Origin of the sequence: Pseudomonas sp. JV414 (assembly GCF_032424305.1) — a bacterium.
Taxonomy (GTDB): domain Bacteria; phylum Pseudomonadota; class Gammaproteobacteria; order Pseudomonadales; family Pseudomonadaceae; genus Aquipseudomonas; species Aquipseudomonas lini.
The window spans coordinates 241,980-257,549 of record NZ_VYKC01000020.1 but is presented as its reverse complement, the minus strand read 5'-3'; the positions used below and the strand labels follow the sequence as shown (position 1 = coordinate 257,549).

At 58.6% G+C, this 15,570-nt stretch carries 16 protein-coding genes; 9 read left to right on the top strand and 7 right to left on the bottom strand.

The window, feature by feature from the left end:
- Window positions 1-30: 30 nt before the first annotated feature.
- Window positions 31-939 carry a flagellar protein MotY gene (locus tag F6R97_RS20855; RefSeq protein WP_038981874.1) on the bottom strand — a complete coding sequence of 303 codons (909 nt, stop codon included), beginning with the start codon at window positions 937-939 and terminating at the stop codon, window positions 31-33.
- A gap of 157 nt (window positions 940-1,096) precedes the next feature.
- On the opposite strand from F6R97_RS20855, the gene pyrC reads away from it, so the two are divergent.
- Both pyrC and rnt read left to right on the top strand, forming a co-directional pair.
- Window positions 1,097-2,143 carry a dihydroorotase gene (pyrC, locus tag F6R97_RS20850; RefSeq protein ID WP_315867017.1) on the top strand — a complete coding sequence of 349 codons (1,047 nt, stop codon included), beginning with the start codon at window positions 1,097-1,099 and terminating at the stop codon, window positions 2,141-2,143.
- The gene (gene rnt / locus F6R97_RS20845; RefSeq protein WP_007898509.1) at window positions 2,140-2,817 is read left to right on the top strand and encodes a ribonuclease T; all 678 of its coding nucleotides are present in this window, start codon (window positions 2,140-2,142) and stop codon (window positions 2,815-2,817) included. The genes pyrC and rnt overlap by 4 nt, the downstream gene beginning before the upstream one ends.
- A 120-nt stretch (window positions 2,818-2,937) precedes the next feature.
- Here the strand turns inward: rnt and F6R97_RS20840 are convergent, their stop codons facing one another.
- Window positions 2,938-3,540, bottom strand: a complete 603-nt coding sequence (locus F6R97_RS20840) for a peroxiredoxin (RefSeq protein ID WP_038981872.1) — start codon at window positions 3,538-3,540, stop codon at window positions 2,938-2,940.
- Between the two features lie 317 nt (window positions 3,541-3,857).
- Between F6R97_RS20840 and F6R97_RS20835 the strand changes: the two genes are divergently transcribed.
- Window positions 3,858-4,076, top strand: a complete 219-nt coding sequence (locus F6R97_RS20835) for a bacterioferritin-associated ferredoxin (protein WP_007938921.1) — start codon at window positions 3,858-3,860, stop codon at window positions 4,074-4,076.
- A 198-nt stretch (window positions 4,077-4,274) separates the two neighbouring features.
- Window positions 4,275-4,745 carry a bacterioferritin gene (gene bfr, locus F6R97_RS20830; RefSeq protein WP_038981870.1) on the top strand — a complete coding sequence of 157 codons (471 nt, stop codon included), beginning with the start codon at window positions 4,275-4,277 and terminating at the stop codon, window positions 4,743-4,745.
- 179 nt (window positions 4,746-4,924) lie between these two features.
- Here bfr and grxD read toward each other — a convergent pair whose 3' ends face one another.
- From grxD to F6R97_RS20815, 3 genes are all read right to left on the bottom strand, one after another.
- Window positions 4,925-5,266, bottom strand: coding sequence for a Grx4 family monothiol glutaredoxin (gene grxD, locus F6R97_RS20825; RefSeq protein WP_007898513.1), 342 nt, complete (start codon window positions 5,264-5,266; stop codon window positions 4,925-4,927).
- Window positions 5,267-5,363: 97 nt separating this feature from the next.
- On the bottom strand, window positions 5,364-7,472 hold the full coding sequence (locus tag F6R97_RS20820; protein ID WP_315867016.1) for a molybdopterin oxidoreductase family protein: 2,109 nt from the start codon (window positions 7,470-7,472) through the stop codon (window positions 5,364-5,366).
- 134 nt (window positions 7,473-7,606) lie between these two features.
- Window positions 7,607-7,897 (bottom strand): hypothetical protein, encoded by a 291-nt coding sequence (locus F6R97_RS20815; RefSeq protein WP_038981868.1) that lies wholly within the window; start codon window positions 7,895-7,897, stop codon window positions 7,607-7,609.
- Between the two features lie 405 nt (window positions 7,898-8,302).
- Here F6R97_RS20815 and argF point away from each other — a divergent pair, with 405 nt between their 5' ends.
- Together argF and F6R97_RS20805 are read left to right on the top strand one after the other, a co-directional pair.
- Window positions 8,303-9,223 (top strand): ornithine carbamoyltransferase, encoded by a 921-nt coding sequence (argF, locus tag F6R97_RS20810; RefSeq protein ID WP_315867015.1) that lies wholly within the window; start codon window positions 8,303-8,305, stop codon window positions 9,221-9,223.
- A complete protein-coding gene (locus F6R97_RS20805) occupies window positions 9,220-10,329 on the top strand; it encodes an ABC transporter ATP-binding protein (RefSeq protein WP_315867014.1) in 1,110 nt (369 codons plus the stop codon). The genes argF and F6R97_RS20805 overlap by 4 nt, the downstream gene beginning before the upstream one ends.
- Before the next feature lie 89 nt (window positions 10,330-10,418).
- Here F6R97_RS20805 and F6R97_RS20800 read toward each other — a convergent pair whose 3' ends face one another.
- A complete protein-coding gene (locus F6R97_RS20800) occupies window positions 10,419-11,201 on the bottom strand; it encodes a PhzF family phenazine biosynthesis protein (RefSeq protein WP_315867013.1) in 783 nt (260 codons plus the stop codon).
- Between the two features lie 116 nt (window positions 11,202-11,317).
- Window positions 11,318-11,788 (bottom strand): Cys-tRNA(Pro) deacylase, encoded by a 471-nt coding sequence (ybaK, locus tag F6R97_RS20795; RefSeq protein WP_007938929.1) that lies wholly within the window; start codon window positions 11,786-11,788, stop codon window positions 11,318-11,320.
- A 370-nt stretch (window positions 11,789-12,158) separates the two neighbouring features.
- Between ybaK and F6R97_RS20790 the strand changes: the two genes are divergently transcribed.
- From F6R97_RS20790 to F6R97_RS20780, 3 genes are all read left to right on the top strand, one after another.
- On the top strand, window positions 12,159-13,010 hold the full coding sequence (locus tag F6R97_RS20790) for an MIP/aquaporin family protein (protein WP_315867089.1): 852 nt from the start codon (window positions 12,159-12,161) through the stop codon (window positions 13,008-13,010).
- Between the two features lie 76 nt (window positions 13,011-13,086).
- The gene (gene glpK / locus F6R97_RS20785) at window positions 13,087-14,592 is read left to right on the top strand and encodes a glycerol kinase GlpK (RefSeq protein ID WP_007898522.1); all 1,506 of its coding nucleotides are present in this window, start codon (window positions 13,087-13,089) and stop codon (window positions 14,590-14,592) included.
- Between the two features lie 84 nt (window positions 14,593-14,676).
- A complete protein-coding gene (locus F6R97_RS20780) occupies window positions 14,677-15,432 on the top strand; it encodes a DeoR/GlpR family transcriptional regulator (protein WP_007898523.1) in 756 nt (251 codons plus the stop codon).
- Window positions 15,433-15,570: the final 138 nt, after the last annotated feature.

Sequence of the window (15,570 nt, the reverse complement as noted above, 5' to 3'; positions counted from 1 at the left end):
TATGTCGAGCGAGCGACGATTTCAGCAGGTTCAGGAGGCCTTCGCGCTGCCCGCGGAAGCGGTGGCTTGAGGCGCCGGTTGCTCGGTCGGCGCTACCCGTTCAAGGCGTACGGCAACCCGACGGTTCTTCGCCCGATTGGCGGCGTTTTTGTTCGGCGCCAGCGGATAGCGCTCACCATGAAAACGCAGGGTGATCTGCGATTCCTGGATACCATTAGCCTTAAAGAAATCCATCACGGCCAGCGCCCTGCGTCGCGACAGTTCGCGGTTGGTCAGGCGGTTGCCGCTGTTGTCGGAATGGCCGTCGAGTTCAATGTGATTGACCGTCGGATCAGCTTTCATGAATTCCAGCATGACCTGCAAATGGGCCTTGGCTTGTGCATCGAGATCGATGCCCTCCCCTGGAAAGCCGATTTCGGATTGCTTCACCTGCTCGAAATTCTGCGGCAGCAACTTGGCCACGCAACCCTGGTAGTCACTGTAGGCCTTGCTGAATTTGACCGGCAGCAGACGGACTTCAGATACCCGACCGTCACCCGAGGAATGTCGAACGACCGGGCTGCGACCGTCCACCAATCCGCTGATCAGGCGACCGGCCTGAACTTGCGAGCTGTTGAACAGCACGTTGCCACTGCCGATTCGTACCGAGCCCAGGTTGATGTCGCCACGCCCCGGCTGCCATGGCGCAGCGGCCGCCAACAAGGTCGCGGAACCGCCACCGATCATCGAGTTGTAGGCCTTCAGACGAAATGTCGCCTGCTCGCCGGCGCGACGCACGAACTCCCCCGAACCGAAATCGGTGATGGGTTGAGTCAGGCGGCATTCGAACTTGTCACCTTCGACCGTCCACTCGATGCTCTCCAGACGGGTCTGGAAAGTGAGCGCCATCGCGGGAAGGCTGGCAAACACACTGAGCAAGGCTAAATAACGCTGGCGCACGGGAGGCTCCACTGGCTTCTGCAACAAAAAGACCGACACACATATTTACGGCATACCTGTTGGATATCGGAAGCTTGCCGCAAAACTTGATAGCGAGTGCCTGCAAGAGTCTTTTCCGGTAGCATTCCCCTGAGTTTGACCCGCCTGGAATCCCCTCATGTCCGACCGCCTGACCCTGCTGCGTCCCGACGACTGGCATATTCATCTTCGCGATGGTGCTGTGTTGACCAATACCGTCGCGGATGTCGCGCGCACCTTTGGTCGCGCCATCATCATGCCCAACCTGGTACCGCCGGTGCGCAACGCGGCTGAAGCCAATGGCTATCGCCAGCGGATTCTTGCCGCGCGTCCGGCCGGCAGCCGTTTCGAACCGCTGATGGTTCTGTACCTGACCGACCGCACCCAGCCCGAAGAAATTCGTGAGGCCAAGGCCAGCGGTTTCGTTTACGCCGCCAAGCTGTATCCGGCCGGCGCGACCACCAATTCGGATTCTGGCGTCACCAGCATCGACAAGATTTTCCCCGCACTCGAGGCCATGGCCGAAGTCGGGATGCCCTTGTTGGTTCATGGTGAAGTCACCCGGGGCGATGTCGACGTTTTCGATCGCGAAAAAATCTTCATCGATGAGCATATGCGTCGGGTGGTCGAGCGTTTCCCGACCCTCAAAGTGGTGTTCGAACACATCACCACCTCCGACGCCGTGCAGTTCGTCAATGAGGCTTCGGCCAATGTCGGCGCAACCATCACCGCGCACCACCTGCTGTACAACCGCAACCACATGCTGGTGGGCGGGATTCGGCCGCACTTCTATTGCCTGCCGATCCTCAAGCGCAATACCCACCAGGAAGCCCTGCTCGACGCCGCCACCAGCGGCAGCGACAAGTTCTTCCTCGGCACCGACTCGGCGCCCCATGCCCAGCACGCCAAAGAAGCGGCTTGCGGTTGTGCCGGTTGCTACACCGCTTATGCCGCGATCGAGATGTATGCCGAAGCCTTCGAACAGCGCAACGCGCTGGACAAGCTCGAAGCCTTCGCCAGCCTCAATGGCCCGCGTTTCTACGGCCTGCCGGTGAACACCGATCGCATCACCCTGGTCCGCGATGAGTGGACCGCCCCAACCAGCCTGCCGTTTGGCGAGCTGACCGTAATCCCGCTGCGCGCCGGTGAAAAACTGCGCTGGCGCCTGCTGGAGGAACACGCGTGAGTGAAGACCATTTCGACGACGAACAGGACGGTAATGGCGGCGGAGGCGGTTCCCGCCATCCAATGGCAGCCAGGTTCCGTGGTTACCTGCCGGTCGTTGTCGACGTAGAAACCGGTGGCTTCAACTCGGCCACCGATGCCCTGCTGGAAATCGCCGCCACCGTGATCGGCATGGATGAAAAAGGCTTTGTGTACCCTGAGCACACCTACTTCTTCCGGGTCGAGCCTTTCGAAGGCGCGAACATCGAAGCGGCAGCTTTGGAATTCACCGGGATCAAGCTTGATCACCCGCTACGCATGGCCGTGAGTGAAGAAGCGGCCCTGACCGATATCTTCCGCGGTGTGCGCAAGGCTCTGAAGGCCAACGGCTGCAAACGGGCGATTCTGGTCGGGCACAACAGCAGCTTCGACCTGGGCTTCCTCAACGCCGCTGTCGCGCGCCTGGACATGAAACGCAACCCGTTTCACCCGTTCTCCAGCTTCGACACGGCGACCCTCGCCGGTCTGGCCTACGGTCAAACCGTATTGGCCAAGGCCTGCCAGGCAGCGGATATCGACTTCGACGGTCGCGAGGCACACTCGGCCCGCTACGACACCGAGAAGACGGCTGACCTGTTCTGCGGCATCGTCAATCGCTGGAAACAAATGGGCGGCTGGGAAGACTACAACGACTGATCCGTCACTAACTTGGGGTAAGGGAGCTTGCTCCTTCGCCACAGGTGAACAGCATGGGTTTATCCCGCCCATAAAAAAACCGGCCTTATCAGCCGGTTTTTTTATTGCCTGACGCCTGCCTTACAGCGCAGCAGCGTGCTCGGTCAGGTAAGCCGCAACACCTTCGGTGGAAGCGGTCATGCCTTTGTCACCTTTTTTCCAGTTGGCAGGGCAAACTTCGCCGTGCGCTTCGTGGAATTGCAGAGCGTCGACCAGACGGATCAGCTCTTCCATGTTACGGCCCAGCGGCAGGTCGTTAATGATCTGCGAGCGGACAACGCCTTTGTCGTCGATCAGGAACGCACCACGGAAAGCCACGCCGTCAGCGGACTGAACGTCGTAGGCCTTCATGATTTCCTGCTTGATGTCGGCAGCCATGGTGTAACGAACCTGGCCGATGCCGCCATTGTTCACCGGGGTGTTGCGCCATGCGTTGTGGGTGAAGTGCGAGTCGATCGACACCGCGACCACTTCAACATTGCGTTCGGCGAAGTCACCCATGCGGTTGTCCAGAGCGATCAGCTCGGACGGGCAAACGAAGGTGAAGTCCAGTGGGTAGAAGAACACCAGGCCGTATTTGCCTTTGATGGCCGAGGACAGGGTGAAGCTGTCTACGATTTCGCCATTGCCGAGTACGGCCGGTACGGTGAAGTCAGGGGCTTGTTTGCCTACGAGTACGCTCATTGGATATCTCCTGGTGTAATAACGTTTGAAGAACAGGGTTCGTACCAGCCTGCCACCCTCAGGCGACAGCCCTGTGACACGAACCCCCTTCGCAAAAGGCCGACCATCATACACCGCGTTTTTGGCCTGTCCTCAACGGTTTTTTCTGGAAGGTAAAAAGGCCGCTGCTATATTTTCTTCATGACAAGTGTGAAAAGAGGCCGTTCGTCAGTCACACGCCTTTATGACGAAAAGCTTTCAGAAACCACTTTGACAATCATTCTCGTTAACATTAAGATCCATCGCAATTGAGTCACAACCAGCGACGGTTCTCACTTATGTATGTCTGCCTCTGCACTGGCGTCACCGACGGTCAAATCCGCGATGCAATCTATGAAGGTTGCTGCAGCTATAAGGAAGTCCGTCAGGCTACTGGCGTAGCCAGCCAATGCGGTAAATGCGCCTGCCTTGCCAAGGAAGTGGTGCGCGAAACCCTGGGCAAACTGCAAACGGCTCAGGCCGCGATCCCCTACCCCGTAGAATTTACAGCCGCATAACTACCGTATTTCAAAAAACCGGACTTGATGTCCGGTTTTTTTATGTCTGGAAATCAATCGCTTAGGCGCTAGACGCGGAACAAAAACACTCTTATTCCGATTAATTTTCATTTAAGTTTCAATAACTTAGGTTTGACACTCTTAAATACGCGGCTCAAACTCTGCCTTATAGACAGCTACTCAGGGCAGGACCCCATCATGAAAGGCGACGTTACAGTCATCCAGCATCTCAACAAGATCCTCGCCAATGAACTGGTCGCGATCAACCAATACTTTTTGCATGCACGCATGTATGAAGATTGGGGTCTGAACAAGCTCGGCAAGCACGAGTACCACGAATCCATCGACGAGATGAAGCACGCGGACAAGCTGATCAAGCGCATCCTGTTCCTTGAAGGTCTGCCGAACGTCCAGGACCTGGGCAAGCTGCACATCGGCGAACACACCAAGGAAATGCTTGAGTGTGACTTGAAGATCGAGCGCGACGGCCATGCCGATCTGAAAGTCGCTATCGCTCACTGCGAAACTGTCGGCGACTTCGGTAGCCGCGAACTGCTCGAAGACATTCTTGAATCCGAAGAAGAACATATCGACTGGCTGGAAACCCAACTGGGCCTGATCGATAAAGTAGGTCTTGAGAACTATCTGCAGTCGCAGATGGGCGAGTAGGAGCTGTCGAGTGAAACGAGGCTGCGATCTTGGCGATGGCAGCGACGACATTGCAATAACTTATTAAGCGCAATAAAAAGCCCCGCCCCTCGATAGAGGGGCGGGGCTTTTTAGTTACTGAAGATCAAAAGATCGCAGCCTCGTTTCACTCGACAGCTCCTACAGGGGAGCCAATCGTCTCAGGCGTCGGTCTTGTTGGCAGCAGCAGCTTCAACAGCGGCTTTGATCGTCGCTTGCAACGAACCGTCAGCAGCCATTTCAGTCATGATGTCGCTACCGCCGACCAGCTCACCACCGACCCACAGTTGCGGGAAGGTTGGCCAGTTGGCGTACTTTGGCAGGTTGGCGCGGATTTCCGGGTTCTGCAGGATGTCCACATAGGCAAACTTTTCGCCACAGGCCATTACAGCCTGAGCGGCTTTCGCGGAGAAGCCACACTGTGGGGCATTCGGCGAGCCTTTCATGTAAAGCAGAATGGTGTTGTTGGCAATCTGCTCTTTAATCGTTTCGATGATATCCATGGAGCACCTCGGCTGAACTTTCCGACTCAGTGGTCGGCACGGTGGCGCATTGTAACGGAAACCCGAGCGCCATGCTCGGCCTCCCCGACAGTCATGTTCATGCCGCCGCCACGGTGACCGGCACTCCGTTCAACGCCGCATTGCCCGACAACTCATCGAGCTGACATTCGTCAGTCAGGTCATTGGCGCTGGAGCCAGGTTGACTGCTGGCAATCGTCATCTGCACCCCCGGTCGCGCATGACCCCAACCGTGAGGAAGGCTGACCACACCTTTCATCATATCCAGGCTGGCGACCACTTCAACCTCGATCACGCCGACCCGCGAACTGACGCGCACCCGCTGCCCATCGCTGAGCCCGCGGCTGGCCAAATCGTCCGGGTTCATCAGCAGTTGATGGCGCGGTTTGCCCTTCACCAGACGGTGATAGTTGTGCATCCATGAGTTGTTACTGCGCACATGACGGCGGCCGATCATCAGCAGCTCATCGGCGGCCGGTGCTTGCAGTGCCGCGAAGCGCGCCAGGTCGGCGAGGATCTCGACAGGCGCTGCCTGGACTCGCTGATTGGCCGTTTTCAGGCGTGGCGTCAGGTTGGGTTTAAGCGCGCCCAGATCGATACCGTGAGGATGGTCGAACAAGGTCGCCAGCGACAACTTGTGTTCCGAAGCGTCGCCATACAGGCCCATCCGCAGCCCTCGGTCGATCATCTGCGCTGGCGCGATGGTCGGTTTCAGTTCCTTGCCGGTCTTGGTCGCAAAGGCTTTGGCCAGTCCCACGAAGATTTCCCAGTCATGCAACGCGCCTTCGGGCTTGGCGAGGATCGCCCGGTTGAAGCGGGTAACGTTGCGCACCGCGAACATGTTGAACGTGGTGTCGTAATGATCGTTTTCCAGCGCAGAAGTCGACGGCAGGATCAGGTCGGCGTAACGCGTGGTTTCATTGATGTACAGGTCGACACTGACCATGAACTCCAATCCATCCAGCGCCTGCTCCAGTTGCCGGCCATTAGGCGTGGACAGGACCGGATTACCCGCCACGGTGATCAGCGCGCGGACCTGCCCTTCCCCTTCGGTGAGCATCTCTTCGGCCAGCGCCGATACCGGCAGTTCTCCCGCGTATTCCGGACGTCCGGACGTCCGGCTCTGCCACCGGTTGAAATGCCCGCCCGAGGTCGACGCCACCAAATCCACTGCAGGCTCGGTGCACAGCGCACCGCCCACCCGATCGAGGTTGCCGGTGACCAGATTGATCAATTGCACCAACCAATGGCACAGGGTGCCGAAAGCCTGAGTCGAAACGCCCATGCGGCCGTAGCAGACCGCTGTCGGCGCTGCCGCGAAGTCCCGTGCCAGTTGACGGATCTGCTCGGCAGGCACTGCGCACAGCGGGCTCATGGCCTCGGCGGTGAAACCTGCGATCGCCTCACGCACTTCATCCAGGCCGTCGACCGGTAAATGACTGTCGCGGGTCAAGCCTTCGGCGAACAAGGTATTGAGCAGCCCGAACAACAGCGCCGCATCGCCACCGGGGCGCACGAACAGATGCTGATCGGCAATCGCCGCCGTTTCGCTGCGACGCGGGTCGACCACCACCACTTTGCCGCCCCGGGCCTGAATCGCCTTGAGGCGCTTCTCTACATCCGGCACGGTCATGATGCTGCCGTTGGAGGCCAATGGATTGCCGCCCAGGATCAGCATGAAATCGGTGTGATCGATGTCCGAAATCGGCAACAGCAAGCCGTGGCCGTACATCAAGTGACTGGTCAGGTGATGGGGCAATTGATCGACCGACGTCGCGGAAAACCGGTTGCGGGTTTTCAGCAGGCCAAGGAAGTAATTGCTGTGGGTCATCAACCCGTAGTTGTGCACGCTGGGGTTGCCCTGATAGACCGCCACCGCGTTCTGCCCGTGACGCTCCTGAATCGCCGCCAGGCGTTCGGCCACAAGACTGAAGGCATCTTCCCACTCGATAGGCTGCCATTCGCTGCCTACCCGCAGCATCGGCTGACGCAGGCGATCCGGATCGTTCTGGATGTCTTGCAGGGCAACCGCTTTGGGGCAGATATGCCCGCGGCTGAAGGTGTCTTGGGGGTCACCCTTGATCGAGGTGATCTGTACGCCGCTGCCTTCGACGTCGGTGGTTTCGATGGTCAGGCCGCAGATGGCTTCACACAGGTGGCACGCACGGTGGTGGAGAGTCTTGGTCATGGCCAGTCTCTGTTTTGTTCTGGGCGGGCAATATCGGCCGCGGGAACAAAACTATGGCGCGCGACTCGCCCCTTTGCCAGCGACGTTCGTCTTGTGAATCGGCGACTATCAGGCCAGCCGATGACAGCAAGGGATCAGTTCGGCGGCAGACTCGGCGGCGCCTGCAACTGGATCTCCTCGATGGTTTCGATCTGCTCGTGGGCGACATGCACTCCGGTGAGCTCGCCGATCAGTCGCCAATGCTCGTCGAGCCCGGCGCTGATGGTGGCCATGCGGTCGATCATGCGCCGGCCGGCCACCTTCGTGACTTCGTCTTCACTACGCATCAGCTCGAAAGACATCGAGGTCATGGAAGCGGTGAGGTGAGTCAGGGAGCGGGCCGTAAGGCCGAGTAGCTCCATTAACAGTTGTTCTTTCGATTCCATTCCTGAGGCTTCCTGCGTCACTCGTGCTCTAGTTATAACCCAGCACTTTGCTTTAGCAAATGTTTCGGACAAGACACATTGCCCGCCAAAGACCCGAATGACAGGTCAAAAACCGACCGCCAGCGTGTCGCCCGCGCCCTGTTTGATTGCCAAGCCCGGCGAGCCCGGTGTACAAATGGTTAGCTGCTGTCAGGAAACAGGCTTCAAAAGCGCTACTGCGGTCACCTCGTAGCCCCTCTGAAATCCCCAAACACCGTAGCCTATTGGAAAAACGCGACATTTAATGTCAATATCGCGCCTCCCCCTATTTCGTCGCCCCGTGCGGCTTACGCCGCAGGTCTCGCCCGTTTTTCAGTTAAACAAGGCTTTGAGTATCTGCGGTCTGTTGCAAAAAGGTAGTCAATGATGAGCGCAAGGCACTTTCTCTCCCTGATGGATTGCACGCCCGAAGAGCTGGTCAGCGTGATCCGTCGAGGCGTTGAGCTCAAGGACCTGCGTAACCGCGGCGTACTGTTCGAGCCTTTGAAGAACCGCGTCCTGGGGATGATTTTCGAGAAGTCCTCGACCCGCACCCGTATCTCGTTCGAAGCCGGCATGATCCAGCTCGGTGGCCAGGCGATCTTCCTGTCGCCACGCGATACGCAACTGGGTCGCGGCGAGCCGATCGGCGACTGCGCCATCGTCATGTCGAGCATGCTCGATGCGGTGATGATCCGTACCTTTGCCCACAGCACCCTGACCGAATTCGCCGCCAACTCCCGCGTGCCGGTGATCAATGGCCTGTCCGATGACCTGCACCCGTGCCAGTTGCTGGCCGACATGCAAACCTTCCTTGAGCACCGCGGTTCGATTCAAGGCAAGACCGTGGCCTGGATCGGCGATGGCAACAACATGTGCAACAGCTATATAGAAGCGGCGATCCAGTTCGACTTCCAGTTGCGCATCGCCTGCCCGGAAGGTTACGAACCCAACCCAGAGTTCGTGACTAAAGCCGGCGATCGGGTGACCATCGTCCGCGATCCACAGGAAGCCGTGCGCGGCGCACACTTGGTGAGCACCGACGTCTGGACCTCCATGGGCCAGGAAGAGGAAACCGCCAAGCGTCTGAAGTTGTTCGCACCGTTCCAGGTCAACCGTGCCCTGCTCGACCTGGCCGCGCCGGACGTGCTGTTCATGCACTGCCTGCCGGCCCACCGTGGCGAAGAAATCAGCCTTGACCTGCTCGACGACTCGCGCTCGGTAGCCTGGGATCAAGCCGAAAACCGTCTTCACGCACAAAAGGCCCTGCTCGAATTTCTTGTCCCGCCTTCGTATCACCACGCATGAGCCAGACCTTACTGCTGAACCTGCGCAACCTGGCCTGCGGTTATCAAAACCAGCGGGTTGTGCAGAACCTCAACCTGCATTTGAATGCCGGCGATATCGGTTGCCTGCTGGGGTCTTCGGGCTGCGGCAAAACCACCACCCTGCGGGCGATTGCCGGTTTTGAACCGGTGCACGAAGGTGAAATCCAGCTGGCAGGCGAGACCATCTCCAGCGCCGGCTTCACCCTCGCCCCGGAGAAGCGCCGGATCGGCATGGTGTTCCAGGATTACGCACTGTTTCCGCATCTGAGCGTGGCCGAGAACATCGCTTTCGGGATCCGCAAGCACCCGCAAAAGGATCGCATCACCGAAGAGCTGCTCGAACTGGTCAACCTGAAAAACCTCGGCAAGCGCTTCCCTCATGAGCTATCCGGCGGCCAGCAGCAACGCGTCGCCCTCGCCCGCGCCCTGGCGCCGGAACCGCAGTTGCTGTTGCTCGACGAACCGTTCTCCAACCTCGACGGCGAATTGCGACGCAAGCTCAGTCATGAGGTACGCGATATTCTCAAGGCTCGCGGCACCAGTGCGATCCTGGTGACCCACGATCAGGAAGAAGCCTTCGCGGTCAGCGACCACGTGGGCGTTTTCAAGGAAGGTCGCCTGGAGCAGTGGGATACGCCCTACAACCTCTATCACGAACCACTGACGCCATTCGTGGCCAGTTTCATTGGCCAGGGTTACTTCATTCGCGGTCAGCTGAGCAGCCCGGAGTCGGTGCAGACCGAGCTGGGTGAGTTGCGCGGCAACCGCGCCTACACTTGGCCAATCGGTTGTGCCGTGGACGTGTTGCTGCGCCCGGACGATATCGTCTATGCGCCGGACAGCCCACTGAGGACACAGATTGTCGGCAAGAGCTTCCAGGGGGCATCAACCTTGTACCGCTTGCAGTTGCCTACCGGCGCGCAGCTGGAGTCGATTTTCCCGAGCCATGCCGATCATCTGGTCGGCGCTGAAGTAGGTATTCGGGTGGCGGCTGAACACCTGGTGTTATTCCAGGCGAACGGCAGCACGGCGGCGCAGATTCCGGTGATCGAATCCGGTGTTCGGCGGTATAGCTCCGCCAGCTGAACCATCGCTAAAAGATCGCAGCCTTCGGCAGCTCCTACAATGGAATGTGTACTCCTGTAGGAGCTGCCGAAGGCTGCGATCTTTTCAGCTCAACCCAACATCAGCTTGCCACTCGCAAACAACGTCGCATTGCCGCCAATACTCACCCGATCCCCTTCCAACTGGCAAAACAACTCCCCGCCCCGCGCCGAACACTGATAAGCCGTCAGACTCGACTTGCTCAAGCGTTGCGACCAGTACGGAATCAGGCTGCAATGGGTTGACCCGGTCACCGGGTCTTCGTTGATGCCAATTGCTGGCGCAAAGTACCGCGATACAAAATCATGCGTGTTGCCCTTGGCCGTCACAATGGCACCCGGCCACGGAAGTTTGGCCAGCGCAACCATGTCCGGCTGACAATCGAGCACCGCTTGCTCGGACTCCAGCACCACGAACAGTTCTTTCGAACCCAACACATCGACTGCTTTCACACCCAAGGCGCGCTCGACATCCAGGGTCACGCCCACGTCTGCCGGCACGATGGCCGGGAAATCCAGCCACAAGCGCTTGCCCTCGCGGCTGACACTCAGTGGGCCGGACTTGCAGATAAAGTCCAGCCGCTCGACCGGTTCCTTATAGATTTCAAACAGAACATAGGCGCTGGCCAGGGTTGCATGGCCGCATAACGGGACTTCGGTGGTCGGGGTAAACCAGCGGATGTGCCAGACGGCACCCTCACGTACCAGAAATGCGGTTTCGGCGAGGTTGTGTTCGGCGGCGATTTTTTGCATCAACTCATCGTCGAGCCAGGCATCGAGCCGGTACACCATCGCCGGGTTGCCACTGAACGGCCGATCGCTGAACGCATCAACCTGATGAAACTCTAGCTGCATGGCACTTCTCCCTTTTTCAGGTCAACGAGCATGAAGCCACGAAGAGCCATTCACCAGTGACAGAACCAATCAATTTCCACCATACAGCGCCGAGCTGAACGCCCGAGGCCTTCTGTTCAGGCGCGACCGATATCGGCGAACTTCGCCTGGGTGTGTTCAGCCAACACGGCGGGCGCCAGCTCAACTTCCAGACCTCGCCGTCCGGCGCTGACGAAGATGCTGGAAAAAGGCTGAGCCGAATGATCAATAAAGGTACGCAGGCGCTTCTTCTGCCCGAGCGGGCTGATGCCGCCCAACAAATACCCCGTCGAACGCTGTGCAGCCGCGGGGTCGGCCATTTCGACTTTTTTTACGCCAGCGGCCTGCGCCAGCGCCTTCAAGTCCAGACTGCCGACGACCGGCACCACCGCCACCAACAATTCCCCCTTTTCGCTGGCCGCCAGCAATGTCTTGAACACCTGAGCCGGGTCCAACCCCAGTTTTTCCGCGGCCTCCAGACCATAGGACGCTGCCTTCGGATCATGTTCGTAACTGTGCACGCGATGTTCGGCACGAACTTTTTTCAACAAATCCAATGCGGGGGTCATGGCAGCTCCAAGCTTGGCGGCAGAAGAAAAATACTGCGCAGGATTCTAGGTCATTGATCGATAAAAGGCTCTATTACAACGCCATTTCAATAGCTTGGCCGGGCTTCTGTGCCGTTCGTCCATGGTTGGCCTGCCCGATGAACGATGCGGTCATTCACGTGACTAATAGTTGAAATGTGACCGACAGTTCACTTTCGACCTTTGACAGCAGCGTTTCTTGTCTATATTTTTTCGAATCTGAATACTGTACGAATGTCTCACCGCAGCACCCAGCAGTAAGCCGAGCACAGGATGGGGATCCTGCCTCGGTGAAAATCGCGCTTTGACCTTGATGAAAAAGCGCCAGACAACAACAAAAACGAGGTTTTCAATGACAACTGCTTTACAACAACCGTCGCTCTCGAGCCAATGCATGGCCGAGTTTCTGGGTACTGCACTGCTAATCTTTTTCGGTACCGGTTGCGTTGCCGCGCTCAAGGTTGCGGGTGCCAGCTTCGGGTTGTGGGAAATCAGCATCATCTGGGGGGTTGGCGTCAGCATGGCGATCTACCTCACCGCTGGCGTTTCCGGCGCACATCTCAATCCTGCCGTGAGTATCGCGCTAAGCATTTTCGCTGACTTCGAAAAGCGCAAACTGCCTTTCTATATCTTCTCCCAGGTGGCCGGCGCCTTCTGCGGGGCCTTGTTGGTTTACACGCTGTACAGCAATCTTTTCTTCGATTTCGAACAAACTCACCAAATGGTTCGTGGCACCCAGACCAGTCTTGAATTGGCTTCGGTGTTCTCCACTTTCCCAAACCCTGCCCTGACCACAGCCCAGGCCTTTTTGGTTGAAGTGATCATCACCGCCATCCTGATGGGCGTGATCATGTCGTTGACCGACGACAACAATGGCCTGCCCAAAGGGCCGCTGGCGCCGCTGCTGATCGGCCTGCTGATTGCCGTGATTGGCAGCTCGATGGGCCCGCTGACCGGTTTCGCGATGAACCCGGCCCGTGACTTCGGCCCTAAACTAATGACTTTTTTCGCCGGCTGGGGTGAAATTTCCTTCACTGGCGGGCGCGATATCCCGTACTTCCTGATCCCGATTTTTGCACCGATTGTCGGTGCCTGCCTCGGTGCTGCAGCTTATCGCGGGCTGATTGCCCGTCATCTGCCCAGCGCCATACCTGCTACAAAGGATGCAGCACCGGCCATTGACGGCAAACCAAGAACGTCTTGAAACCGTTGGCGCGCGATCCTGCCCATGTGGTCCCGCGCCTGACCTCACTTCCTAATTTTCGTCCAAGGCAATCGACATGACCGACATTCAGAATAAGAACTACATCATTGCCCTCGATCAGGGTACGACCAGCTCCCGCGCGATCATTTTCGACCGTGACGCGAACGTGGTCTGCACCGCCCAGCGCGAATTCGCACAGCATTACCCGCAAGCCGGTTGGGTCGAGCATGACCCGATGGAAATCTTCGCCACCCAAAGCGCCGTGATGGTCGAGGCCCTGGCGCAAGCCGGCCTGCATCACGACCAGGTCGCGGCCATCGGCATCACCAACCAGCGCGAAACCACCGTGGTCTGGGACAAGACCACCGGCCGCCCGATCTACAACGCGATCGTCTGGCAGTGCCGCCGCAGCACCGAAATCTGCCAGCAGCTCAAGCGCGATGGTCACGAGCAATACATCAGCGACACCACCGGCCTGGTTACCGACCCGTACTTCTCCGGCACCAAGCTCAAGTGGATCCTCGACAACGTCGAAGGCAGCCGTGAGCGTGCGCGCAAGGGTGAACTGCTGTTCGGCACCATCGACAGCTGGCTGATCTGGAAATTTACCGGTGGCAAGGTGCACGTCACCGACTACACCAACGCCTCGCGCACCATGCTCTTCAACATCCACACGCTGGAGTGGGACGCGAAGATGCTGGAAGTCCTCGACATCCCGCGCGAGATGCTGCCGGAAGTTAAGTCCTCATCCGAAATCTACGGCCACACCAAAAGTGGCATCGCCATTGGCGGGATCGCCGGCGACCAGCAGGCGGCCCTTTTCGGTCAAATGTGCGTCGAGCCAGGCCAGGCGAAAAACACCTACGGCACCGGTTGCTTCCTGCTGATGAACACCGGCGACAAAGCGGTGAAATCCAAACACGGCATGCTCACCACCATTGCTTGCGGCCCGCGTGGCGAAGTGGCCTACGCCCTGGAAGGCGCGGTATTCAACGGTGGCTCCACCGTGCAGTGGCTGCGTGACGAGTTGAAAATCATCAACGACGCCCACGACACCGAATACTTCGCCAACAAGGTCAAGGACAGTAACGGTGTGTACCTGGTGCCGGCCTTCACCGGTCTGGGCGCTCCGTACTGGGACCCGTATGCCCGTGGCGCGCTGTTCGGCCTGACTCGCGGCGTACGCGTGGATCACATCATTCGCGCCGCGCTGGAGTCGATTGCCTACCAGACCCGCGACGTTCTGGACGCCATGCAGCAGGATTCCGGCGAACGCCTCAAGTCCCTGCGCGTGGACGGCGGCGCAGTTGCGAACAACTTCCTGATGCAGTTCCAGGCCGACATCCTCGGCACTCAGGTCGAGCGTCCGCAAATGCGCGAAACCACAGCGTTGGGCGCGGCTTATCTGGCTGGCTTGGCTTGCGGCTTCTGGGGCAGCCTGGACGAGTTGCGCGGCAAGGCAGTGATCGAGCGCGAGTTCGAACCGACGCTGGACGAAACCGCGAAGGAAAAACTCTACGCCGGCTGGAAAAAAGCCGTCAGCCGCACCCGTGATTGGGAACCGCACGAAGGCGCTGAATAAGCCAAGGATGGGGTTCTAACTGGTAGGGAGCAGATTCCTGCGGCATCATGGGCAAATTTTGCACGGCAGCCCAAAGGAAGCCCCATGAATCTGCCTCCCCGTCAGCAGCAAATCCTCGAACTGGTCCGCGAACGCGGCTATGTCAGTATCGAGGAAATGGCTCAGCTGTTCGTCGTTACACCGCAAACCATCCGCCGCGATATCAATCAACTGGCGGAAGTCAATCTGCTGCGTCGCTACCACGGCGGCGCAGCCTATGATTCCAGCGTCGAAAACACCGCCTACGCCATGCGCGCCGATCAGATGCGCGATGAAAAGCAGCGTATCGGCGAAGCCATTGCCGCTCAGATTCCCGATCACGCCTCGTTGTTCATCAATATCGGTACCACCACCGAATCCATCGCCCGGGCGCTGCTCAACCACAACCACCTGAAGATCATCACCAACAACCTGCACGTCGCCTCGATGCTCAGCGCCAAGGACGATTTCGACGTACTGCTGACCGGTGGCAACGTGCGGCGTGACGGTGGCGTGGTCGGTCAGGCCAGCGTCGACTTCATCAACCAGTTCAAGGTCGACTTCGCGCTGGTCGGCATCAGCGGTATTGATGAAGACGGCAGTTTGCTGGACTTCGATTATCAGGAAGTACGGGTGTCCCAGGCGATTATCGCGAATGCCCGACAGGTGATTCTGGCGGCTGACTCCAGCAAATTCGGGCGCAATGCCATGATTCGCCTGGGCCCGATCAGCCTGATCGATTGCCTGGTCACCGACCAGCAGCCTTCGCCGGCCCTGGCGCAGTTGTTGAGCCAGCACAAGATTCGGTTGGAAGTGGTTTAACCCCCTCGCGACTCTCTCGTTCCCACGCTCTGCGTGGGAATGCCGCCTGGGACGCTCCGCGTCCCGCCTCAAACGCTGACGCAGAGCGTCTATTGATGCATTCCCACGCAGAGCGTGGGAACGATCTGTGCGCGAATG

Coding starts and splice junctions, on each gene's coding strand:
- F6R97_RS20790 (WP_315867089.1), top strand. CDS start 12,159: ATGACAACTGCTTTACAACAACCGTCGCTCTCGAGCCAATGCATGGCC.
- F6R97_RS20805 (WP_315867014.1), top strand. CDS start 9,220: ATGAGCCAGACCTTACTGCTGAACCTGCGCAACCTGGCCTGCGGTTAT.
- F6R97_RS20835 (WP_007938921.1), top strand. CDS start 3,858: ATGTATGTCTGCCTCTGCACTGGCGTCACCGACGGTCAAATCCGCGAT.
- argF (WP_315867015.1), top strand. CDS start 8,303: ATGAGCGCAAGGCACTTTCTCTCCCTGATGGATTGCACGCCCGAAGAG.
- bfr (WP_038981870.1), top strand. CDS start 4,275: ATGAAAGGCGACGTTACAGTCATCCAGCATCTCAACAAGATCCTCGCC.
- pyrC (WP_315867017.1), top strand. CDS start 1,097: ATGTCCGACCGCCTGACCCTGCTGCGTCCCGACGACTGGCATATTCAT.
- F6R97_RS20800 (WP_315867013.1), bottom strand. CDS start 11,201: ATGCAGCTAGAGTTTCATCAGGTTGATGCGTTCAGCGATCGGCCGTTC.
- glpK (WP_007898522.1), top strand. CDS start 13,087: ATGACCGACATTCAGAATAAGAACTACATCATTGCCCTCGATCAGGGT.
- ybaK (WP_007938929.1), bottom strand. CDS start 11,788: ATGACCCCCGCATTGGATTTGTTGAAAAAAGTTCGTGCCGAACATCGC.
- F6R97_RS20780 (WP_007898523.1), top strand. CDS start 14,677: ATGAATCTGCCTCCCCGTCAGCAGCAAATCCTCGAACTGGTCCGCGAA.
- F6R97_RS20815 (WP_038981868.1), bottom strand. CDS start 7,897: ATGGAATCGAAAGAACAACTGTTAATGGAGCTACTCGGCCTTACGGCC.
- grxD (WP_007898513.1), bottom strand. CDS start 5,266: ATGGATATCATCGAAACGATTAAAGAGCAGATTGCCAACAACACCATT.
- F6R97_RS20840 (WP_038981872.1), bottom strand. CDS start 3,540: ATGAGCGTACTCGTAGGCAAACAAGCCCCTGACTTCACCGTACCGGCC.
- F6R97_RS20820 (WP_315867016.1), bottom strand. CDS start 7,472: ATGACCAAGACTCTCCACCACCGTGCGTGCCACCTGTGTGAAGCCATC.